Source organism: Picosynechococcus sp. PCC 8807 (assembly GCF_001693295.1).
GTDB lineage: Bacteria > Cyanobacteriota > Cyanobacteriia > Cyanobacteriales > MRBY01 > MRBY01.
Genome location: NZ_CP016483.1, coordinates 547,527 through 569,981, shown reverse-complemented (window position 1 = coordinate 569,981; position 22,455 = coordinate 547,527). Strand labels below are relative to the sequence as shown.

Sequence of the window (22,455 nt, the reverse complement as noted above, 5' to 3'; positions counted from 1 at the left end):
AAGTTAGACCAAGGCCGCTGGTTGGGCTTTTTCGGCAAAGATTTTCGCAATGACGTCTTCAACGACTTTGTCGGGGGTAGACGCGCCGGAAGTCACACCAATTTTTAGTTTGCCAGCCGGGAGCCAATGGGTTTGGGTCGTGATTTCACCATCGAGGGGTTTGTGGGCAATGGTGTTATTCCCTAAAAGGCGATCGCCGCTGTCGATGTGATAGGAAGGGATATTGCGCTCGACGGCGATTTCCTGGAGGTGGGTGGTATTGGAGGAATTGAAGCCACCGATGACGACCATTAGATCTAAATCTTTTTCCACGAGGTCAAACATCGCATCCTGGCGCTCTTGGGTGGCATCACAAATCGTATTGAAGCTCATGAAGTGGTCATTAATTTCCGTCGGGCCAAATTTTTCGAGCATCGTCTGTTCAAACAGTTTGCCCATTTGTTCCGTTTCGCTCTTGAGCATGGTGGTTTGATTCGCCACGCCCACACGGTCTAGATCTTTGTCAGGGTCAAACCCTTCGGAATAGGCATTTTTAAATTTGTCGAGGAACGCTTGGCGATCGCCTCCATGGAGAATGTAATTCCGCACATATTCCGCTTCTTCTAGATTCAAGAGCACTAGATAAGTCCCCGCAAAGGAACTGGTAGCCACCGTTTCCTCATGCTTATATTTGCCGTGGATAATCGAAGTGTAATTTTTCTTTTTGTGTTTCTCAACGGAATTCCACACCTTAGAAACCCAAGGGCAGGTGGTATCCACAATCGTACAACCGCGATCATTGAGCAGTTGCATTTCTTGCACCGTCGCCCCAAAGGCCGGCAGAATCACCACATCGCCATTCGCCACGCCACTAAAATCCTTAGCGCCATCAACCACCTCAATAAAATGAACATTCATCTCCTTCAGACGATTATTCACCGAGGGATTGTGGATAATTTCGTTTGTTACCCAGATTTTTTCCGTAGGGAAATGCTTGCGGGTTTCGTAGGCCATCGCCACTGCCCGTTCTACCCCCCAACAAAAGCCAAACGCCTCCGCCAGGTAAATGGTGACATCACCACGGGTTAACTCATAGTTGTTGTCACGGATCTCTTGGATCAGGCTACTTTGATATTCGCTGGTCATCATGCCAGCCACTTCATCTTTATGGCCAAATCCTTGGCGATAGTAATTTTCAGAGTGATTTAGGGAACGTTTAAAGGCTTTGGTATCCATAGGGCACGGGAGATCAACGATACGCTTCAGTCAAAGATCATAGCGAATTCTTGGGGCGATCCCTAATCTTTGGGAGTATCTTCGGTTTTGGAGGTTTCGTCTAATTCAACCGAGGCTTCTGTTTCCGCCTGGGTTGCTGCTTCGGCAGATTCAGCTTGGGGTTCCTCTAGAGGGGAAGTTTCGTCGGTGACATCATTAACAGCAGTGTCTGGCTCAGACGCATCTTTTTCTTCGGCAAAAATTTGGTCAATATCTTCGTCTCCTGCCGATGCAGTGGATTCCGTTGGGGCTGCGGTAGATGCGGTTTTACGTCCAAATAGCCGACCGAAGGAAAATCCTTTTTTAGAGGGTTGTGCCGTAATCGGTGGATCGGTGATGGCGTCGCTTTCTGTTTCTGGGGTGTCGGATACTTCCGTGGGTGCCTCAGAAGCTTCTTCTGGCGAGGGAACGGGCTTTGTAGAGTCAGCTTTGTCTAAATCTTTTGGGGCAGAGGGCGTTGCTGGTTCTGGGGTCGGCTTTTCAGCTTCGGGAGATGTAACTGGGGCCGTTGCAGGAGACTCAGATGGTGTAGAGGTTTCTGGAGCTTCCTTTGCGGGGTCAGTAGTTTTAGAAGAATCGGAGGAAGATTTTTGGTTTTTTTGGGTTGCTGGGGCAGGCGCGACTTTTGATTTTTTAAAGCGGTCTTTGACGTAGCCAACCAGGGAAACTTTGTCGAGGTTGGGGATTTTGCTGGGGTCGGTGATCGCCTGGCGGAGTCGGAGGGTTTCCCAGGCAAACCAACCGAGGAGGATCACACTGGCCAATTGCCCCAACAGGATGGCACCGGCCATTTGACCAGCACAAACCCAAAGGACGAGGGCGTAAAAAAGACCAACAGTGCTCCAAAAAAAGTCATCTTGGCGGTGGAGTTTCGGGAAAATAAAGGCAGTCAGAAATAGCAACCCGCTCCCCAGGGCAACGGCGATCGCCAAAATTTGTGCCAACATGACCAACAACTCCTACTGATGCTAACTGCTTGCCCTATTGTGCCAGAATCATCGGATCTTCGCGTAAAAAACTATTCTAGGGAACGAATATCCCGCACCCGACGAATGGGCAGATTTGCCACCAAAGCCGTCATCCGGTCACTACTCGAAAGGTCGAACTCCATTTCCTCTGGATCCACCTCGACGTATTTAGCGACGACGGCCAAAATTTCCTGGCGCATCTCCTCGACTTTTTCGGGGCTGAGGCCCACCCGGTCGTGGGCAATGACCAGCTTGAGGCGTCGTTTTGCTTCGTCACTGCTCTTGGGAGACTGCCAATGGAGCAGCTTTTCAAGTAATTCCTGGATCATGACTCATTACAAAGGGAAACATTAATTAGATTTCAGCATAGAGGGGAATGAGGGCGATATTCCGCATCAGAGACAGCAGTTAACTGGCAAAGATCCGGCGAATTTTGGCAAGGAATCCCTCTTGGTTGGCCATTAGGTTTAACAGGGGCACTTTTTCCCCCTCTAGACGGCGGGCAATATTCATAAACGCGGTGGCAGGGAGGTCATTTTGTTTGTCTCCTAGCACCAACGGTTCGCCCCGGTTACTGGAAACAATCACTTGTTTATCGTCGGGAATAATCCCCAGGAGCGGAATGGCGAGAATTTCGAGGACATCCTCGACGCTCATCATTTCATTTTGCTTGACCATTTCTGGTTTGAGACGATTCACAATAAGGCGCGTCCGTTTAATGCCATAGGCTTCTAAAAGACCCACAACCCGGTCTGCATCACGCACAGCAGCCACTTCGGGGGTTGTGACAATCAGTGCTTCCCTCGCGGCGGCGATCGCATTCCGAAAACCCATCTCGATGCCCGCCGGACTGTCCACCAAAATATAATCAAAAGCTTTATTCAGCCGCATAATGAGCTGTTTCATCTGGGTGGGAGTGACGGATTCTTTATTCCGGTTTTGGGCTGCTGGCAGGAGGACGAGACCATTCTGCCGTTTGTCCTTCACAAGGGCTTGTTCGAGGCGACATTCTCCGGCGATCGCCTCAATGGCCGTATAGACAACGCGATTTTCTAAACCCAAAAGCAAATCCAGGTTTCGCAGACCAAAATCCGCATCGACCAGGGCCACTTTTTTGCCGAGCTTGACCAAGGCCGAACCAAGGTTGGCGGTACAGGTACTTTTGCCGACGCCTCCTTTTCCGGAGGTCACAACGATAACGCGACTCATAGACTTCTGGGTGGATAAATAATTCAATAAGCTTACGACATAGCCACTGGTTGCGGCAGCTTAGCTACGATATTACAGGTAAGAGGGGATCAGATGTTTCCTGCCAATGCTGTTGATCGGCTTGGTATTGGTAGTTTTTCGAAAATTTGAGGGCCGGAGCTAGACGAATTCCCTCTTGGGTCAGATAGGCCACCTCTGGCTTTCGTTGCTCAACGGCCTGGGGGGCAGCACGGGCGACCACATCGGCAATGCGCAGTTGGGTCGGCTCCATTTGCAACGCCATAATCCGTCCCGTGCGATCGCCTTTCGCACCAGCATGGGCAACCCCCCGCAAACAGCCCCACACCACAATATCTTTATCAGCGACGATACTCCCCCCCGGATTGACATCCCCTGTGACAATCACCGAGCCAGGATGAACGATTTCAACCCCGGAGCGGACGGTTTGATCGATGTACAACACCTCTGGTTCTTTATCGGGGGCCAAGAGCGGTTTTAACTTGAGGGGCACATCCGCCAACAGTTGATTCGGGGGATCTTGGTCGACGCTATAGCCTGCCGTGGCGGCGGCGATCGCCGTTTGGCGTCGGTTGGTGTAAATGCGTTTGAGCTTGAGGTCGTGGGGTTTGAGGAGGTCAGCCAGCTCTTGGAGTTGACGGCCTCCCACCAGTTGATTTTGCGCGATTAAGTGAACGTAGGCGACCGGAAAATTAGAGGCGGCTTTCAACTGCTCCTGAAACTTGACCCAAATTACCTCCCAAGCCTCAATTTCATAGGTCTGGGTGGTGGGCAAGACCAGGGTGAGGTGATCAGCTTCGAGGCCGAACTGCAACTCCGGAGCCGCTGCCATCGCTTCTGACTCTTTTGGGTTGAGATCATCAGGTGCCGTAACAATCTCCTCGGTTGTGCTTGCAACGGCAGCAGAAGGAGCCTCCGTCGCTGCTGGGTCAGGATTGGGGCGGGTGTGATCGTCAAGCTCGGCCATAAAGTCAATTAGAAATTTACCCCTGATTTATAACAGTCAGGACTGGGCTTCGGCAAAATTCCGCCTAGTGAGAAAGGGACTGGAGAAATTTGCCAAGACGAGACATTCCCTTTTCGATGGTGTCGAGATCTGTGGCGTAGGACAGACGAATGCAGCGGTCGTTGCCAAAGGCCACCCCAGGGATCGCCGCCACCTGCTGCTCGGTGAGGAGCTGTTTACAAAAGCTGAGGGAGTCGAGACCGTAGGCGCTGACATCCACAAAGAGATAAAAGGCGCCGTCGGGGGACGGACAACTCAAACCCGGCAGATCTTGAATTGCCCCCAGCATCACTTCCCGACGCTGACTAAAGGCGGTTAACATTTCCTGGACGCAATCAAGTCCTCCTTCTAGGGCGGCGATCGCCCCGTATTGGGCAAAGGTACAAACGTTGGAGGTGCTATGACTCTGGATCGTGGTCATGCCCTTAATCAGTTCCACCGGCGCGGCAATGTAGCCCAAGCGCCAACCCGTCATCGAAAATGCTTTAGCAAAGCCGTTACAAGTAATGGTCAGGGGAAAAATTTCGTCACTCACGGAACCAATACTGCGGTGGACAGCGTTGCCATAGAGGATTTTTTCGTAGATTTCATCGGCCACCACCAACACTTGTTTCTCCACTAAAACTTGGGCGATCGCCGCCACCTCTGCCGGACTGTAAACGGCCCCAGTGGGATTAGAAGGGGAATTAAAAACGAATAATTTCGTTTTGTCGGTGATCGCGTCGCGCAACTGATCCGGGGTAATCTTGTAGCCCGTTGCTGCTGTGGTTTCCACAAAAATCGGAGTGCCGCCCGCTAAAATCACCATTTCTGGGTAGCTCAACCAGTAGGGAGTCGGGATAATCACCTCATCCCCCGGTTCAATGAGGGCCATCATCAAACCATAGAGGGCGTGCTTGCCGCCATTGGTGACGATCACGTTTTCGGGGTTGTAGGGGAGATTATTTTCCGTTTGTAATTTTTTGGCGATCGCCTGACGCAGGGCTGGTTCTCCGGGGGCAGGGCCATATTTGGTTTTTCCCGCATCAAGGGCGGCTTTGACAGCGGTTTTAATGTGATCGGGGGTGTCGAAATCCGGTTCTCCAGCACTAAAGCTGCAAACGTCAATCCCATCCGCCTTCATGGCCTTTGCTTTTGCGGAGATTGTGAGGGTAATCGAAGGCTTGATTTGACCGACTCTGGCTGCCAATTTCATGGTGATTTGCGTTTAGATAGGAAGTGGAAAACGTGAAATAACGGTGCAGGAAAATTCCCAATTTTTAGGCTAAGGCGACTCCCCACCGCACCAACGTTATTTTTACATAACGCAACCTTAAACTTATGATCGATTTCACAGATTGATTACATTTCAGTTGTGTCCATTTCAATGCCCTTGGGGAATTGATTTTCATTCTTCTTTTTTCACAGCACCTATGTCCTTTTTGCGTTCTGACTTGGCCCAACTCAAAGCCTATGTGTCCCACCCCGGTGGCCCGGTAAATACGCCGGTAGATATTCTCGACACCAATGAAAGTCCCTACGATCTCCCAGCGGATCTCAAAGAAATTCTGGCTCAACATTATCAAAATCAAATTGCCACAAACCGCTATCCCGACGGGGGCCATGGGGCGCTCAAGGAAGGCATTGCCGACTATGTGAACCGTTCTGGGCAGTTGACCGGGGATATTCAAGCAGCTCACATCTCCGTGGGAAATGGTTCCGATGAGTTGATCCGCTCGTTGTTAATTGCCACTTGTCTGGGCGGGGAAGGATCGATTCTGGTGGCCGAGCCGACTTTTTCGATGTATCGCATTTTGGCGCAAACTTTGGGAATTCACACCGTGGCGATCGCCCGACAGCCAGAAGACTTTAGCTGGGATCTTGCGGCGGCCCAAAACGCCATTGACCAACCCCAAGGGGCACCAGTGCGGGTGGTGTTTGTGGTGCATCCCAACTCTCCCACGGGCCAATGTCTCACGGCAGCAGAAATTAGCTGGCTCCAGTCTTTGCCGCCGGATATCCTTGTGGTGGTGGACGAAGCCTATTTTGAATTCAGTCAAAAAACTTTGGTGGCAGAAGTCCTACAGCGGCCCAACTGGGTGATCCTGCGGACATTCTCGAAGGCGTTTCGATTGGCAGCCCTGCGGGTGGGCTATGCCGTGGGCAGTTTAGAAATTATCCAAGCCCTCGAAAAGGTACGCCTCCCCTATAATTTGCCCAGTTTTTCCCAGGCGGCGGCCCGACTCGCCCTCGACCATGGCGATCGCCTGTTGGACACCATTCCCGAAGCGCAACAGGAACGGGGGAAACTTTACCAAGCGTTAGGGCAACTGCCGAATTTCCGGGTGTGGCCCAGCGATGCGAATTTCCTCTATGGTCGCCTCCAGCCAGCGATGGAACCCCAGGCGGAAGCCTTAGCAAACCTCGTCGAAACCCTGAAAAATCAGGGGACTTTAATTCGACACACGGGGGGCGGCCTGCGGATCAGTGTAGGAACACCAGCGGAAAATCAGCGCACTTTAACTCGGTTAACAGGTTACTTGCAGGCTCTGTAAACAGGTAATTTCAGAGGCGACGCCGCACGAAAATTAAGGCTCGGAGGAGTTGTTGGAGCAGCTTAATCTGGGCGATGACTTGCTGCCCTTGCTGTTTTTTCATCTGGATCTGTTGGGTGGTGGCAGGGATCACGTCCGCTTGTTGTATTAAATCTTCCACGACAATTTTGATTTTGCGTTCGTTGAGGGCGAAACGGTGCCGACTGAGGCGCAGATCCTGGTGCCAACGGCGAACTTTTCGCCAGAGAATATAATTCACCCCGATTAGACAAAGATTACTGGCGATCGCCACCAGCCAGAAAAACGTTACGCTCATGCCACGGACTCCATCCACTGAATACAAGCTTTTAAATCTTGGTGTAGGGTTGCGCTGTCGGCCTGGTAGCGGCGGCCATGGCCCGGCAAAATCCAGGTGATTGGGTAGGAGAGGAGTTTTTTCATCGATTCAATTTGCTCTGTCCAAGAATACCAACAGTGATTCCGAAAGCCCGTCAAATGACCCAGGCGCGCCGAAAAAGCTAGGTGATCCCCGGTAAAAAGATATTGATCGCGGTAGAGCAAGACCGCGTGACCCTCGGTGTGGCCTGGCACCGGAATAATTAGGCAATCCTTGAGAAAGGGGATCGCTTCGGTGCCTTCGAGAACGGTTTCTACAGTTTTTGTTCCCTCCCGGAGATCGGCCCGGTGCAACAGGCGATCGCAACCGAAATGATCATGGAATTTTTGGTGATTGGCCACGTCATCCCGGTGGGTTAAAAATAAATATCTCACGCCGCCTAGGGCTTCGAGTTGCTTCACTAAAGAGGGTTGGAAGCGTGGGGAATCCACGAGAATATTACCTTCTGGATGCTGGATAAAATAGCTGGCGGCCCCAAAGGATTTGCGCGAATGGTAGCCGCAGTAATAGATATTTTCAACAAGGGGCAGGGGAAACTCGGCTTGGATTGCGGGGAGATCTTTCGGTGCGGTTTCGGTGGCGATCGAGGCCGTTGGACAGGCTAATAAAGCTTGCAAGGCTGCCCGCCTTTGGTCAGGGGTTTGGGGTTGGTGGTAGACGGCAGATTGCCCATCCTGGCGGTTAAAAATCTCTGGACTGAGCCAACGGCAAGTGTCACAGTCGATGCAACTACTGTCCACATAAAAGTCACCGGGCACATTTTGCGATCGCCGCTGGTGTTGGGTAGCCATGGATCTTTTTCCCCTGAACTTTCTGATGGGATCTTAACATTCACCCCCAAAAGCAGCCGATCCAGATTTTTTATTGTAAAATAAACACTAAATTAATTCATTGGAGGCGAAAGACGCACCATGGTTGGGAAAAATTTAGACATCACGGCCCAGGACTACAGTCTGTTAACGGATCTTTACCAACTCACCATGGCAGCCTGTTATGTGGGGGAAGGGCTGGCGGAGACCCCGGCTTGCTTTGAAATGTTTGCCCGTCGTTTGCCCGATGACTTTGGCTATCTGGTGGCGATGGGCCTGGAGCAGGTTTTAAGTTACCTAGAAGGATTACGGTTTACGGAGGCGCAAATTGACTATCTCCGCAGTACCGGGATTTTTGAGCAGGCCCCAGCCGCCTTTTGGGATTTACTCGCCACGGGTCGTTTTACAGGGGATCTTTGGGCCGTCCCAGAGGGAACCGTGATTTTTCCCCAGGAGCCGTTTTTGCGGATCGAAGCCCCCCTGTGGCAAGCCCAGATTATTGAAACGTTTCTGCTCAATGCCATCAATTACCAAACCCTAATTGCAACACGGGCGGCACGGATGCGTCACATTGCGGGCGATCGCCAATTATTAGAATTCGGCACAAGGCGGGCTTTTAGTCCCCAGGGGTCTACCTGGGCAGCGCGGGCGGCTTTGGCTGGCGGGTTAGATGCCACGTCCAATGTTTTAGCCGCACAACAGTTGGGGATTAAACCCGTGGGAACGATGGCCCATGCCTTGGTGATGGCGGTGGGCACCCTCGAAGGCTCGGAGGATGATGCGTTCCGGGCGTTTCACCGTTATTTTCCGGCGGCCCCTTTGCTCATTGATACCTACGACACCGTGGCGGCGGCGGAGCGTTTAGGTAAGGCGATTCAAACTGGCGAAACCCATCTAGCGGGAGTGCGCCTCGATTCGGGGGATTTATTAACCCTCTCCCAACAGGTGCGGCGAGCATTACCAACGACGGTGAAAATCTTTGCCAGTAGTGATCTCGATGAAGGGGAAATGGCGCGGCTCCAGGCGGCTGGGGCAACCATTGATGGCTATGGTTTGGGGACGAAATTGGTGACAGGCGACCCAGTTAATGGCGTGTATAAATTAGTGCAAATTGGCGATCGCCCGACGATGAAAAAGTCCAGCGGAAAAGCGACCTATCCGGGTTGTAAGCAGATTTTTCGCAATCTAGAGGCTGGCCAGGATCGCCTCAGTTTAGTGAATGAAGCTCCCCAATCAGGAGAAATGCCTCTGCTCAAAAAAGTGATGGCCCAGGGCAAGCGGTTATTTTCGACCGAAGACCTCGGCACGATTCGCCAACGAACGACGGCTAATGTGTGTCAATTACCAGATGAAGTAAAACGTTTAGGAAAGCCTGAGACCTATCCCGTCAAAATTTCTGAATCCCTGCAAACCCTCACCGAGGCGATCGCCCAATCCCTCTAGGCAGGCCGTTGCAACTTCACCATAAAGAAACCATCCATGTCATGGCGCTGGGGTAAGACCTGAATCCAACCCTGTTCCTGGGCGTAGGGAAAAGCGGGTGAATCGGGGCTAGGGGGAATAATCTGCCAGTCTGGGTGTTCCACGAGAAATTGGTTGGCGATCGCCTCATTTTCTGCCGGATTGAGGGTGCAGGTAGCATAGACTAAATAGCCTCCCGGTTTGACCCAAGTCGCCCCCGTGGTAAGCAGTTCTCCCTGGAGTTGAGTCAATTCAGCAATTTTCTGGGGGTTTTGTTGCCAGCGGATATCGGGGCGTTTGTGGAGTGTCCCCAATCCCGAACAGGGCACATCCAGCAGCACCCGGTCAGCCATATTGCGAAACTGCGAATAGGTGCGACTGTCACCGATGAGGGTGCGGATCATCGAGAGCTTGAGACGGCGGGCATTTTGCTCAATTTTATTAATGCGGGCTTGATATTTATCGCTGGCCCAGATGGTGCCGCGATCTTGCATTTTTTCGGCGATGTGGGTCGTTTTGCCGCCGGGGGCTGCACAGGCGTCGATAATCACTTCCCCCGGTTGGGGATCGAGCAAGTGGGTTACCAATTGGGCGCTGGCATCCTGGATTGTCCACCAGCCTTCTTTGTAACCCGGCAAATCTTGGATCAAACCCCGTTTTTCGACTAGGCGCAGGGCATTGGGTAAATTGGCGATCGCCTCGGCTTTGACCCCTGCCTGGGTGAGTTTATCCTGGACAGCGGCGACATTTGCCCGGAGGGGATTTACCCGGAGATCCAGTTGGGCAGGCCGATTAAACCATTGACAAAGCTGTTCTGTTTCCTCCGCTCCAAATTGTTCAAGCCATTGGCCAATCAGCCATTCCGGAAAACTATATTGCAAAGCTAGCTGCTCTGCCGCTGCCTCTGGTAACTGGAGCGGATCATGGCCTTTGTCCCGTTGCCGCAGATAACCGCGCAGACAGCCATTTACCACCCCTGCTAATTGGCCCAGCTTGTTGGTTTTCGCAATTTCAACGCTGGTATTGACCGCCGCCGAGGGGGGAATTTGATCTAAGTAACGCAGTTGGTACAAACCCAGTTGAAGGAGTACCCGTAGATCAGGGGGTTGTTGATCGATGGGCTTTTTCCCTAATTGATCAATAATCGCATCGAGGGTTTTTTGGCGACGGACAGTACCATAGACCAATTCGGCAACTAAAGCGCGATCGCTCCCGGTGAGGTTACTTTTGTGGAGGACTCGATCAAGGGCCACATCGGTATAGGCGTTGTGGTACATGATTTGCCGGAGGGCGAGGAAGGCGAGTTGGCGGGCTGAAGACATTAAATCCGATAAAAACGTAGTAGGTTGATTATCCCCTAGTCTGTTCCTCCCCACTACTTCTGAACTTAGCTTTGGGTTTGAATCGGACAAAACTTCTAAAATGTATGGGTAATGCTCTGGATGAATCGATATGCTGAAAAGTTACGAGGCAATTTATGAGGCAGGACAAATGATTTGGCTTGGGGAAGTGCCCCAAATTGATCAAGCACGGGTAATTGTGACGATCATTGAGGAAGGTTCTCCGATTCAGAAAAAACGCCACTTTCCCCCATCACACTTGGCTGACAAAGCGAAAGTCCTCGGTGATATTGTGGCACCCCTAGTAGATGAAGCAGATTGGGAATGTCTGAAGTAATTCTCCTAGATACCCATATTTGGTTATGGCTCATCAATGGCGATTTTGATCAATTTCCGTCCCACTGGGTTGAGAAGCTGGAACGAGTCGATGTTGTTGGTGTTTCGCCGCTATCTTGCTACGAAATCGCTCTAGCCTGTCAGCGACAGCGTTTGCAACTGACTTGTCGCCCCGAAGAATGGATACGGCAGGCTTTAGACCCGGCAGGTATCGAGATTTTGCCTTTAACAGCAACAATTGCAGCAAGGGCTGTAAATTTATCTCCTATTCATCGAGACCCATTTGATCGCATGGTTATTGCGACAGCTCTGGTGTATCAGGCTCAGCTTGCCAGTATTGACGGGCTTTTTGGAAAATATCCTGAACTCGAAAATTATTTAATGAGATAGATTGTTTGGTTTAATACTGGCAATCTTTACAGTATTGTGAGCATGAGAGCAAGATTATGGTCAGGTTAATTTCGGACTTTGATGGGGTGGTCGTAGATCTGTCGGAACGCTACTACCGTGTTTATCGCTGGCGATTAACCCAAGTCGCAGCACCGGAGCAAACCTTATCCCCCTTAACAAAGGAGGAATTTTGGGCTTTAAAGCGACAAAAGACTTCCCAGACCGATATTGGTTTGCGGTCAGGTCTCCGGGAAGATCAGTTGCCAGAGTTTAAGCAGCTCCGGGATGACCATGTGCATCGACTAGAAAATATGGTGCACGATCGCCTGATTGAGGGGTCATTGGAAGCGTTGACGGCGGCCCAAAGTTGGGGCTGGGAAGTGATGACCGTTACCATGCGTCGTTACAGCGAACTAGACAAAATTCTGCAGCTTCATCCGGTTTTGCAGGATATTTTTCCGGGCGATCGCCGTTTTTGTTTACCCGACTCAACGGATCGCAACCAAGATTTTTATCAAAAGCCGTTACTCATGGGCGAAAGCCTCGCCCGACTGCGTCCCAAAGAGACCACTTGGATGGTGGGGGATACGGAAGCCGACATCCGCTCGGCCCAGAGCCATAATATTCCTGTGATTGCAGTTCTTTCGGGGATTCGCGATCGCCAATTATTGGCCGCCCACAACCCAGATTTCATTGTGGAAAATTTATGGGAAGCGGTGCAACTGATCCGAGAGCAGGTCGCTAGTTAGCATAGAAAAAAAGCTATGTTATAATTTTGGCGCTTTATTGGGGCTGTGGCTCAGCAGGATAGAGCAAGCGCCTCCTGAATCTTTCGGGCAGCATGGATCGGAAACGCCATGGCTGAATGTGGTCAAATTCAAGGAAGCCTAAGTGATAAGAAAATCGAAAATTTTTTTGTCATAGGGTAACCCTGAGCCAAGCCTTTCGGTGCCTCGCCGGAGGAAGGTGCAGAGACTAGCAGGTTGGTTTTGGGGCAAATTTTTTTTGAGGATCTTGAATGCTAACGTTTGTAGCGAAAGGTCATCGCCAACCCAGCATAACGGCCACCACCTACGGAAACTGTAGGGATTTGGTTACCAAATCTCCTGTATTTTTAGGGTGAAGAGATAGTCCAGAGAGTCGGGGAAACCCACACCAATCTGAAGCGCTAGGTCGCCGGTTCGAATCCGGCCAGTCCCGTTTTTCCCGTAGGGATTTGGAGACCAAATCCCATTATTATGAAATCCCCTGGCAACCAAATCCCTACCATTTCGATGGGATATTGGGGTGTAATTGGTCGGTGTGCCAATTGTAGGGATTATTTTCTATGTATTCTCTGAGGATATTGAGAAATTTTTCATGGCGAATAATGTGCTCGTAATAGTTTTTTTGCCAAATTTTTGTCCCAACTAGACCGCGTTTTTGGTTGATTTTTTTCGTTGTTTGATATTTAAAATAGGCGATGATTTTGCCGAGGTTTGTTTTTTGTTCGTAAAAAGGGCGATCGCCTTTGTTATGAATGGCGTTAAAAGCATCTTTTGGCGGTGGCACAGGGAAATCTGTCGTTTCAGGTTCGGTACAAATTAAGATGCCATGAAAATGATTGGGCATAATCACGGCGGCATCAATTTCTAGATTTTCAAAATGTCTAGGCAAATAATTCCAAACTTGTTCAACAATTTTTCCATACTCGTTTAACTGCAATATTTGATTTGTGATCGTTCCCAATAAACATTCACGACCCTGCACACAAATTGTCACAAAATACGCGCCTGCCCGGTTGTAATCATAGGATTTCAAACGAATGGAGTGCCGATGATGAATTTGCGGATTATATTGATTTGCCATCGCAATAACCGTAGGGATTTGGTTTCCAAATCCAAAATAATAGAAACCAAGGGCATGGGAACCAAGCCCCTACGGATGGTTAACGGGTGGGGAAACGGGCATTGTCTAGCATTTCACGGGCTGTTTCGCTGGGTTGATAGCTATAACCCCACATAGCATTGTCCGAATCATCAACAACCTGGGGGGTAATAATAAAGAGCAATTCACGACGGCTGTTTTCTCGCGTGGTACTTCTAAATAAGGCTCCAAGAATAGGAATATCACCCAAAATAGGTACCTTAGAAGTCGTTGTTAAATCCCGTTCATCAATCGCCCCGGCCAAGATCAATGTTTGGTTGTCACGAAGGCGTACTGAACCGGAACTAAGAATACTTTGACGCTTCAAAGTTAAGATATTTTCACTGTCACCAGCTTCAAATCTTACCTGATTTCCAGGGATTGATACCTCAGGCGTTACGTTCAAAGTAATGAAACCGTTGTCATCAATATTTTCTACGGTAATCGGCACGACTAAACCGACTTCAGCTAGAACAGGTTCGGGTAGAGCAGTAGATGCATTGTTGCCGTTCGTATTATCTCCCGTCGCCGCCACAATTCTCACATTATTAACGATCTGATCCGTAACACGCAATTCACCCGTTTCAGTTTCTTGAATGATTAAAGTAGGGTCAGCAATAATTTTAGAGGTTGTATTACGCAGTAAGCCAGCAACCAAATTACCGATAAAGTTAGTTCCTCGACCAATAGAATTGTCTTTCTGCACCCCGAGTCCTTGGATAGAGAGGCTAACATTTCCCAAATCATCAACTGTACGAATTACTGCGGCAATCTGATTTTCGTTGAAGGGGGGATCACCTTCACCCGGCGTAGGTATAGTCTCACCTGCAATTTGAAGAGCTTGCCTAATTGGCCCAACAAAAACTGTATTTGCAGGATCTAAGCTATCGAAAGCATCAAAAGCCTCTCCAAAAGAAACCTCTTGATTGCCTTGCTCAACAACAATTCCAGCAGGGTTAAACTCAGAAAAAATGCTACTACCTCTGGAAAGATCACTGGGAGATAAAATTATCCCGTCTCCAGCGCTAATTCCAATACGATCTTCAAGCAAGAGTTTAATATCAGAAGAGATAGAGCGATTTCCCGTGAGTGTTACATCAATAATTTTGACGTTTACTGCTACTTGCCGCTGACGAGCATCTAACTGTTTCAAAAAGTTGCTTGCAATCTCAATCGTCTTCGGATCACCCGCTAGCGTAATCGCATTCAAGCGTCCATCTGTAAGAATATCCAAGTTACTGAATTTAGCGAATAGGCCTTCAGTTCTCTCTTCACCGACACATTCCCTCGTCGTTTCCCGCGTCACTGAAGAGCTTTGTGATCGAGTGCCGATCCCGCCACCTTCAAGGCTCAATGCTTCCCCCGTTGATTCTACTTCTCGCTCTTCGGTAACGGTTTCAGTGATACTAGAGTCCCCTGTCAGCAAAAAACAACGAGCTTCCTCTGCTGCCGCCTGATTCAATCGGAAGCTGCGCGTAATCCTGGGGGCGATCGCAAAGGGCAGATTTCTCCCGACAAAAATTGTGTTGCCATTTCTCACAGCATTCAAATCACCGAGCATTAAGACGTAGTTGAAGACATCTTGCACAGGCGCATTTTGCATATCTAAAGAGACGGTCACAGGTGGCGCTTCACCTTCCCCGGCAGGTGCTTTTACATCATTGCCCACAACGATATTGAGGCCGGAAGCGCGGGCCAACAGAGACATCACATCCTCAATGGGAGCTTCCTTCAGTACAAGACGAGGTACCACTGCATTTGTTTGTAGATTCACATAGCTAGGCAGGGTCGTATCAATTGTCGAAACCGCAATATCCCCCACTGGTGGCGCACTGGCCCTTGGTAAAAACGGTGGAATTGGGGCCGTCGGTTGGAGGAAATTATTTTGATTGTTATTGCTGGGGGCACTCTGAGCCAACAAGGTCGGTTCAATGACTGTGGAGGGCTCTGTGACCTGGGCCGTTTCTGTCGTGTCTGCTGTCGAGGTGGTCACATTGAGCAAAATGCTGTTGTCATCCTGGCTGAGGATTTCCCCTTTTGGTGCTGCCACTTCCCCTAGGGCGACGATTTTGACATTGCCTGGAGCCGACTCCATCACCTCGATGCGCTCAATCCCCGGTAAAGGATTATCTTGGCTGAAAATATCCTGTCCATTGCCGAGATCTAACCGTGCATTGGCAATTTCTGCAATGAGTACCCGGTCTTTTTGGGTCGTCGAAACCTGGGGCTTCTCACCAGACAGATTTGCACTCTCTGGTGCAAGACTGAGAGCGAGTTCTAGGTTGCCATCTCCTGGCCGTACCGCCAGTTCCCGTACTTGTATATTTGCTGCCTGGGCTGGGGTGACTAAAACTGTTGTAGAAGCAACGACACCAGCGACGACTCCGGAATAGGACTTGATATTCACGACAGAAAATCTCCACACACACTAATTAAATGTAATCGAAAAACCGAAATGAATCCCGCTTGAAATTAACAATAATTTTAAAAAACAACCCTAAAAATCCAAAATAATTAGCAATTTAAAATAAGTTTTGCTAATAATGTCTTCAGAAATTTGTTTTGAAACCAAAATTAATGGTTCCTATGCCGCTAGTTTACCTCCCTATCTCCTCAGCAAATTGTTTTGACCTCGAAACCTAGCCACCATTCTCTGCAGGTTGTTCCTCTTGACCTTCTTCTCCCTCGGCTGGGGCGGCCTCAGCAGCTAATTCTGCTTGTCGGGCAGCTAGCTCTTCCGGGGTCGGGGCAATGAGGGCATCCACCACAAAGGAAACCCCTAGCTGGGCTTGGGTTTGTGTTACCAAACGGCCATTTTCGTAGCGGAATGTCGCTGGTTCAGCCACCGTCGTCGAAAAATTACGCAATACCAACAACGGCTGCAACACATCGATGCTCGTGAGCATAGACTCTGCTTCTGTGTAGGTCATATTATCGAAGCTGACGTTAAAGGTTTGGTATTTCAGTTTATTTTGGGCAGCTTCACCGTAGGTAGCGGCATCGGTAATAAATTCGGGTTTAGGCGGTGTCGGCTCGTAGCTCGTTAGTTGTACATTGCTGGCTGTGAGGATCCGGTTGAAATCAAGCAAAAAAGTCTGCATTTGCTTGTCTTGACCATAGGCATTGAGAATTTCGGTGGCAATCCGTTGCTCGTTGGCTAATTCCACCTCGCGCTGGGCAATTTGCTCTTGGATATTCCCGGCGCCTTTTTCTTGTAATTCTGCTTGTTTTGTCTGGAGTTCCTGTTCGAGGGTGCTGATTTCCCCTTGGATGGGCCGAACGAGAAACCACCATAGTCCGGCGCTGGCCCCAATGCCGGCGATCGCCAACATCGTCCCTAAAACTTTTGAAGTGAACTGAATCCCAAAGGCTTCAAAAAAGCCCTGTTCCTGACCAACCATGGTCATTTCCGTCATCGTTTGCCGGAACTCTTCTGCGTATGTCATCGGTTGTTGCTCCTCCTCACAGTGTTGATGAATATCGAGATCGTTAAATCCTAAAAGCTACTCCGCAAGCGTTCGGCCATCCCCCGTGCCCCCTGGCTGTCTAGGGTGCGAATCACCTCTGCATCGGTGAGGTCATTGAGGGAGATTGATACCGTATAATCCACCACCTGGGGCATGCTAAAAGAAGCAACGGGCCGCGGAAAATCCACCTGGGCAGTAGTAATCGGGTTATCGACTAAATTTGCACTGACAATATAGATTTCTTCCCCTTGCAGCAAAGGCGATTCCGGCAGGTTGAGAACAAAATCATTCACTTCATTAAAAGTGCGTGCGTTACCCCGTACCAACACTTGATTATCCGACTGCTCGAAGGAGGTGATCTTGAGACCGGGTGGGGTTAAATCACCCACTTCCCGCAAAATGGCCGACCAGGGCTTAATCCTCGTTTGCAGCACATCTACAAAGGCTTGGCTTTGGGATTTATAGGTATCAATTTCTTGTTGAATTTGCTGTAATCTTGCCTGCTGGGCATTGGCTCCCTGGAGCTGTTGATCGACAACGGCAATCTCTTCTTGGATGTTCGCTTTTTCACGACTTTGCTGGAACCATAACAGACCCACCACCGCCAAGGCCGCCGCAGTGACCGCCCCACCGATAATTAGTGGCTTTGGCTCTTGGCCCGGAATCACCCCAGGTTTGCTCACCAGACGATCGGCGATCGCCATCGAAGAATCTTTCGTTAAACCACGGTCTTTCAGGAAATTAATATCTAAACCATACATAGCCCTATACCTCCCGGAGTCCTAAACCCAATGCAGTGCCCAAGGATGGCCGTTGCACCTTGGAAATTTCTTCATCAACGTCAATAGACAGCGCCTCAAACGGATCAATTTGAATCGTCGGAATGCTGAGACGCTGCGTAAAAAATTCATCCAGTTGACTAATCCCACCACCAGGGCCAGCCAGCATCAATTGGGCCACTTCCAGCTCACCACTCTGGTTGAGATAAAAATCAATGGAACGGCGCAATTCGTCTGTCAGTTCCCCCAGAACGCGCAGGAGGGCCGCCATCCCAGGGTTAATGCCCGTGGCGCCGGTGCGCGATCCTTCCATTGGTGTGTTGGGAATGGTCATCCCCTGGAGAAGTTCGATGTCGCGGGGGGCAGGTAAATTCATGGCGCGGGATAGGGCATTTTGTAGTTGCGAAGCGCCGATGGGTACTGTCCGGGAAAACTGCGGCACCCCATCGACCACAATGGCAATTTCTGTACAGTCAAATTCAATATCAACCAAGACCACCGCTTCCTGGGAGCTAAACTGCCGTAGTTGCTCACGAATCGTCCGGAGGAGGGCAAAACTATTGATTTCGAGGATATTGATCTCTAGTCCCGCCTGGACAATGGTCTCCACATAGGCGTCGGTCACTTCTCGCCGGGTGGCCACCAACAGAACTTGCACCTTTTCAATGCCATCTTCATCTTGGAAAAACCCAAGTTTTTGGTAATCGAGATCCACTTCTTCGCGGGGGTAGGGCAGGTAGAGGCTTGCTTCGTGGTTGAGGACCATATCCCGCAGTTCGGCATCATCGAGTTCGGCGGGGATCGGGATCAGGCGGATAATTGCCTCCCGCATGGGCACGGCGGCCGTAACCTGTTTGGCGCTGATGTTGTTGGCGCTGAGGGTATTTTGGATCAGCTCGGCGAGGGCGGGAACATCAACAATTTTTCCTTCTTCAAAAATGCCTTCGGGGACGGGTTCGGTGATGTAGGTCGCCAGCTTATAGACCTGTCCCTGTTTTTTGAGTTGGACAATGTTTAAGCGTTCCGTTGAGATCTCGATGCCAATCCCTTTACGCTTTGGTTTGAAGATATTTTTGAAGAAATCTAGCATAGGAAAATGTTCCGAAAGGATGACCTATGGAGCCATCGGTGCTAACCACCCATACCCCGGTTGCTATTAAATTTAGCTCAGTTTGCCGAAAGTAAATAACAATCGCAAAAAAGGGAGCAATTTTGCCCCTGAAGCTGTCTGGATAATGGCATGATCTGAAGGTCAATTCAATGTGAGTGATCACTGCGGCTGAAATTGGGAGGAAAGTTTTTATGTTTAATGGTCTCAAAAGGCTACGGCGTGGACTGTTTGTGGGGGTGAGTTTGGTGGCGATCGCCGCCTGTCAGCAGATACCTGGGGGCAATGGCAACACCCCAGAAACGGTCGAATTTTGGACAATGCAATTGCAACCAAAGTTTACAGATTATTTCAATGAATTAATTACGGCCTTTGAAACCGAAAATGCGGCAGAAACGGTGCGCTGGGTAGATGTCCCTTGGTCAGCGATGGAAAGTAAAATCCTGACGGCGGTTTCGGCGCGCACGGCTCCGGATGTGGTGAACCTCAATCCTAATTTTGCTTCCCAGTTGGCCAGTCGTGATGCTTGGTTGGTGCTGGATGATCGTCTGACGCCAGAATTGCGCGATCGCTATTTGCCGAAAATTTGGCAGGCGAATCAAATCAACGGCCAAACCTTTGGTATTCCCTGGTATCTCACGACCCGGATTAGTTTTTATAACGAAGATTTATTTGCTGAGGCGGGCATTGACGCTCCCCCTAGCACCTACACAGAGTTGGCGATCGCCGCCCAAACGATCAAAGAAACAACTGGGAAATATGCCTTTTTCGTCACCTTCGTTCCCGGTGACTCCAATGAAGTCCTGGAGTCCTTGGTACAAATGGGAGTCACCCTAGTCAATGCTGATGGTTCTGCGGGCTTTAATACCCCCGAAGGCATTGCTGCGTTCCAATACTGGGTCGATCTTTACCAGGCGGAATTATTACCCCCAGAAGTGTTGACCCAAGGCCATAGCCACGGTATTGAACTCTACCAAGCTGGGGAAACGGCGATCGCCAACACTTCCCCCGAATTTATCAACACCATCCAGCAGAACGCGCCCCAAATTGCGGTGGTATCCGTCCCAGCCCCCCAAATCACTGGGGAAACAGGTAAGAAGAACGTCGCCGTAATGAACCTTGTGATCCCCAAAGATAGCGACGATCCAGAGGCTGCCCTCGATTTTGCCCTCTTTGTCACCAATACTGAAAATCAACTTGCCTTTGCTGAAGCCGCCAATGTTTTGCCCTCTACCCAGGCCGCAGTGGAACAATACATTGCGAAACTCGCCACCAGCGCCGCCACTGATAGCCTCAGTTTGGCCCGGAAAATTAGTGCAGAACAACTAGCGGATGCCGAAATTTTGATCCCCGCCCAGGAGAATCTCACGGAACTACAAAAGCTTATCTACGAGAATCTCCAAGCAGCGATGCTCGACCAAAAGACAGTCCCCCAGGCGGTAGCTGATGCGGCAGCAGCCTGGAATGCCCTTTAACCCTCCCTCCAGGGAATTCACCCTCCGCCCTTTGGGCACCTCCCTCCAGGGAGGATATTTCTTGGTTTTTTTGCAAAACGTTTATACTGACATTTCTCAAGCCCTATTATCCACAAACAATATGGAAGTCCAATTTCGCGAATTTTCCCCCTTCGACCTCTGGATTTGGTTGGAATTTGACCATGTGCCTTCGGAGACAGAAAAACAATATGTCGAAGAGCTATTTGACTCTTGGTTTTACATCGGGAAACTAGGAGGATTTAATGCGGAGAATCTCCAGATCCAAGAAACCGGTGTCGATATCAGCTACCTCACCTATGACGAAGACCACGCAGATAATGCGCTGATGGCCCCAATGCACAACAAAGGGGACTTTGAATATGAGGGCATTTGGGGACGTTGCTGGTTTGATTTGGGGACGAGTGATCTCCTTGCTTTAGATGTTTTGGTCAATGCCCTGAAGCAATTAAGCAAGGATTTTGTAGATTTGCGCTGCATTGTGGTGGGCGGCGAAAACGAAGATTGGCCCATCGAACGGGATGAAGCTGACAGTTGGTATGCATAGGCAGCGGCCCCAGGTAACAGCGATCGCCGCCATGAGTGCCGACGGTAAAATTGCCGATTACAGTGGCGCTCCAGCGCGGTTTCCTTCGGCCCAGGATAAAGCCCACTTGGAACGGTTAATTGCCCAGATGGATGCGGTGATGTTTGGGGCCAATACCCTCCGCGCCTATGGCACAAGTCTTCCGATTGGCGATCGCCACCTATTGCAACAACGCCAAGACCGCCACCAACCGCCCCAACCGATTCACTTTGTTTGTTCTGGCTCCGGCAATCTTTCCCAGGATTTGCCTTTTTTTCAGCAGCCCCTCCGCCGGGGTCTTTTAACCGCTCCTGAACAACTCCCCCGGTGGGCGGAATTTCCGGGCTTTGAGCAAATTATTGCTTTAGATTCAGCCGGAGCATGGCAACCAACTCTCACGGAACTGAGGCAACAGGGAATTGAAAAGTTGGGTCTGTTGGGAGGGGGAAACCTCATCGCCAGCTTCGCGGAGCAAGGCTGCTTGGATGAACTGTGGCTAACGGTTTGTCCTGTTTTACTCGGCGGAACAGCGGCTCCCACCCCCATGGCAGGTAATGGTTTTTTACAGACGGCGGGCTTGACCCTCGAACTTCTGGAATATGAGGCGATCGCCTCGGAATTATTTCTCCATTACCGCATGAAACAATAACAGCAGCACTCTGTACTCTGGCACCTTATCCATGGCGATTTTAACGGTTGAACAACTCACCCTTACCCTTGGGCCGAAGGATATTCTCCGGGATATTTCCTTTGCCCTAGAGCCAGGCGATCGCCTAGTGCTGGTGGGGCCATCGGGCTCCGGAAAAACGACCCTCCTCCACTGTCTCAATCAACTCCAGAGTCCCACCGCAGGCCGCCTCACCTTCCAAGGTCAGCCCTACAGCGCTTATAATCCCGTTGTCCTGCGGCAACACATTGCCCTCGTCCCCCAGGAGGCCCGCCTTCTGGCTATGACCGTCAAGGATGCCCTATGGTACCCACTCCAGTTACGGAAACAATCGGCCCCAACCATCCGCAACCATTGGCAACAGTGGCAAGATCAACTGGATATTCCCCCAGAATGGCTTGATCGCCACGAAGCACTCCTGTCCGGCGGCCAAAAACAATGGGTGGCGATCGCCAGGGCACTCCTCTGCAAACCCCAAGTTCTTCTCCTAGACGAACCCACCGCCGCCCTAGATTTAGGTCGCATTCAAACCTTAGTTGCGCTGTTGTTGAAATATCAGGCTCAATCCAATATCCCTTTGGTTATTTCTACCCATAACCTCGACTTTGCCCAGCAACTCGCAACAAAATTGATTTACCTCGACCAAGGCCAAATCCAGCACCAATACAACAATCACTCCATTCCTTGGTCAGTCATCCAGCAAACCCTCCAAAGTCGTCAATCTACCAATACCGAACCTTGGTGATGAC

General features: G+C 50.3%; 23 protein-coding genes. 9 read left to right on the top strand and 14 right to left on the bottom strand.

All coding sequences use genetic code 11. The features are described from left to right. Window positions 1-3: 3 nt before the first annotated feature. The 6 genes from AWQ24_RS02700 to AWQ24_RS02675 all read right to left on the bottom strand — a co-directional run bounded on the left by AWQ24_RS02700 (window position 4) and on the right by AWQ24_RS02675 (window position 5,650). A complete protein-coding gene (locus AWQ24_RS02700) occupies window positions 4-1,215 on the bottom strand; it encodes a 4-hydroxy-3-methylbut-2-enyl diphosphate reductase (protein ID WP_065710100.1) in 1,212 nt (403 codons plus the stop codon). Window positions 1,216-1,277: 62 nt separating this feature from the next. Next, window positions 1,278-2,201, bottom strand: a complete 924-nt coding sequence (locus tag AWQ24_RS02695) for a Ycf66 family protein (protein ID WP_065715937.1) — start codon at window positions 2,199-2,201, stop codon at window positions 1,278-1,280. A 71-nt stretch (window positions 2,202-2,272) separates the two neighbouring features. After that, entirely contained in the window at window positions 2,273-2,551 is a 279-nt protein-coding gene (gene minE / locus AWQ24_RS02690; protein WP_012306146.1) for a cell division topological specificity factor MinE, read from the bottom strand. Window positions 2,552-2,630: 79 nt separating this feature from the next. Then, a complete protein-coding gene (gene minD, locus AWQ24_RS02685) occupies window positions 2,631-3,431 on the bottom strand; it encodes a septum site-determining protein MinD (protein WP_012306145.1) in 801 nt (266 codons plus the stop codon). Between the two features lie 64 nt (window positions 3,432-3,495). Then, a complete protein-coding gene (gene minC, locus AWQ24_RS02680; protein WP_083993477.1) occupies window positions 3,496-4,416 on the bottom strand; it encodes a septum site-determining protein MinC in 921 nt (306 codons plus the stop codon). A gap of 64 nt (window positions 4,417-4,480) precedes the next feature. After that, window positions 4,481-5,650: a pyridoxal phosphate-dependent aminotransferase gene (locus AWQ24_RS02675; RefSeq protein WP_065715936.1), complete on the bottom strand. Its 1,170-nt coding sequence runs from the start codon at window positions 5,648-5,650 to the stop codon at window positions 4,481-4,483. Between the two features lie 217 nt (window positions 5,651-5,867). Here AWQ24_RS02675 and AWQ24_RS02670 point away from each other — a divergent pair, with 217 nt between their 5' ends. Next, window positions 5,868-6,989 (top strand): histidinol-phosphate transaminase, encoded by a 1,122-nt coding sequence (locus AWQ24_RS02670; RefSeq protein ID WP_065715935.1) that lies wholly within the window; start codon window positions 5,868-5,870, stop codon window positions 6,987-6,989. A 10-nt stretch (window positions 6,990-6,999) separates the two neighbouring features. On the opposite strand, the gene AWQ24_RS02665 is transcribed toward AWQ24_RS02670, so the two are convergent. Next, window positions 7,000-7,305, bottom strand: coding sequence for a hypothetical protein (locus AWQ24_RS02665; RefSeq protein ID WP_012306141.1), 306 nt, complete (start codon window positions 7,303-7,305; stop codon window positions 7,000-7,002). Continuing rightward, a complete protein-coding gene (locus AWQ24_RS02660; RefSeq protein ID WP_065715934.1) occupies window positions 7,302-8,177 on the bottom strand; it encodes an MBL fold metallo-hydrolase in 876 nt (291 codons plus the stop codon). The genes AWQ24_RS02665 and AWQ24_RS02660 overlap by 4 nt, the downstream gene beginning before the upstream one ends. Window positions 8,178-8,297: 120 nt before the next feature. On the opposite strand from AWQ24_RS02660, the gene AWQ24_RS02655 reads away from it, so the two are divergent. Then, complete coding sequence (locus tag AWQ24_RS02655; protein WP_065715933.1) at window positions 8,298-9,638, top strand: nicotinate phosphoribosyltransferase; 1,341 nt, start codon at window positions 8,298-8,300, stop codon at window positions 9,636-9,638. On the opposite strand, the gene AWQ24_RS02650 is transcribed toward AWQ24_RS02655, so the two are convergent. Further along, window positions 9,635-10,978, bottom strand: a complete 1,344-nt coding sequence (locus AWQ24_RS02650) for a 16S rRNA (cytosine(967)-C(5))-methyltransferase (protein ID WP_065715932.1) — start codon at window positions 10,976-10,978, stop codon at window positions 9,635-9,637. The two genes, AWQ24_RS02655 and AWQ24_RS02650, sit on opposite strands and share 4 nt — an antisense overlap. Window positions 10,979-11,108: 130 nt before the next feature. Between AWQ24_RS02650 and AWQ24_RS02645 the strand changes: the two genes are divergently transcribed. From AWQ24_RS02645 to AWQ24_RS02635, 3 genes are read left to right on the top strand one after another with little or no spacing between them, the layout of a single operon-like run. Then, complete coding sequence (locus AWQ24_RS02645; RefSeq protein ID WP_030007117.1) at window positions 11,109-11,333, top strand: hypothetical protein; 225 nt, start codon at window positions 11,109-11,111, stop codon at window positions 11,331-11,333. Next, on the top strand, window positions 11,321-11,722 hold the full coding sequence (locus AWQ24_RS02640; RefSeq protein WP_065715931.1) for a type II toxin-antitoxin system VapC family toxin: 402 nt from the start codon (window positions 11,321-11,323) through the stop codon (window positions 11,720-11,722). Before AWQ24_RS02645 ends, AWQ24_RS02640 begins: the two co-directional genes overlap by 13 nt. Window positions 11,723-11,778: 56 nt before the next feature. Further along, entirely contained in the window at window positions 11,779-12,471 is a 693-nt protein-coding gene (locus AWQ24_RS02635; RefSeq protein WP_065715930.1) for an HAD family hydrolase, read from the top strand. 514 nt (window positions 12,472-12,985) lie between these two features. On the opposite strand, the gene AWQ24_RS02630 is transcribed toward AWQ24_RS02635, so the two are convergent. The 5 genes from AWQ24_RS02630 to pilM all read right to left on the bottom strand — a co-directional run bounded on the left by AWQ24_RS02630 (window position 12,986) and on the right by pilM (window position 18,963). Beyond that, complete coding sequence (locus tag AWQ24_RS02630; protein ID WP_062432257.1) at window positions 12,986-13,570, bottom strand: transposase; 585 nt, start codon at window positions 13,568-13,570, stop codon at window positions 12,986-12,988. Between the two features lie 79 nt (window positions 13,571-13,649). After that, a complete protein-coding gene (locus tag AWQ24_RS02625) occupies window positions 13,650-16,034 on the bottom strand; it encodes an AMIN domain-containing protein (protein WP_065715929.1) in 2,385 nt (794 codons plus the stop codon). 232 nt (window positions 16,035-16,266) lie between these two features. Further along, entirely contained in the window at window positions 16,267-17,073 is an 807-nt protein-coding gene (locus tag AWQ24_RS02620; protein ID WP_030007112.1) for a hypothetical protein, read from the bottom strand. A 50-nt stretch (window positions 17,074-17,123) separates the two neighbouring features. Continuing rightward, window positions 17,124-17,855, bottom strand: coding sequence for a PilN domain-containing protein (locus AWQ24_RS02615; protein WP_062432249.1), 732 nt, complete (start codon window positions 17,853-17,855; stop codon window positions 17,124-17,126). A 4-nt stretch (window positions 17,856-17,859) separates the two neighbouring features. Continuing rightward, window positions 17,860-18,963 (bottom strand): type IV pilus assembly protein PilM, encoded by a 1,104-nt coding sequence (gene pilM, locus AWQ24_RS02610; RefSeq protein WP_062432248.1) that lies wholly within the window; start codon window positions 18,961-18,963, stop codon window positions 17,860-17,862. A gap of 212 nt (window positions 18,964-19,175) precedes the next feature. Between pilM and AWQ24_RS02605 the strand changes: the two genes are divergently transcribed. The 4 genes from AWQ24_RS02605 (at window position 19,176) to AWQ24_RS02590 (ending at window position 22,451) form a co-directional block, all read left to right on the top strand. After that, window positions 19,176-20,456, top strand: coding sequence for an ABC transporter substrate-binding protein (locus AWQ24_RS02605; protein WP_065715928.1), 1,281 nt, complete (start codon window positions 19,176-19,178; stop codon window positions 20,454-20,456). 121 nt (window positions 20,457-20,577) lie between these two features. After that, window positions 20,578-21,021 carry a DUF3531 family protein gene (locus tag AWQ24_RS02600; protein ID WP_065717279.1) on the top strand — a complete coding sequence of 148 codons (444 nt, stop codon included), beginning with the start codon at window positions 20,578-20,580 and terminating at the stop codon, window positions 21,019-21,021. After that, entirely contained in the window at window positions 21,014-21,688 is a 675-nt protein-coding gene (locus AWQ24_RS02595; protein WP_065715927.1) for a RibD family protein, read from the top strand. The genes AWQ24_RS02600 and AWQ24_RS02595 overlap by 8 nt, the downstream gene beginning before the upstream one ends. A 31-nt stretch (window positions 21,689-21,719) precedes the next feature. Continuing rightward, a complete protein-coding gene (locus AWQ24_RS02590; RefSeq protein ID WP_065715926.1) occupies window positions 21,720-22,451 on the top strand; it encodes an ATP-binding cassette domain-containing protein in 732 nt (243 codons plus the stop codon). Window positions 22,452-22,455 lie beyond the last annotated feature (4 nt).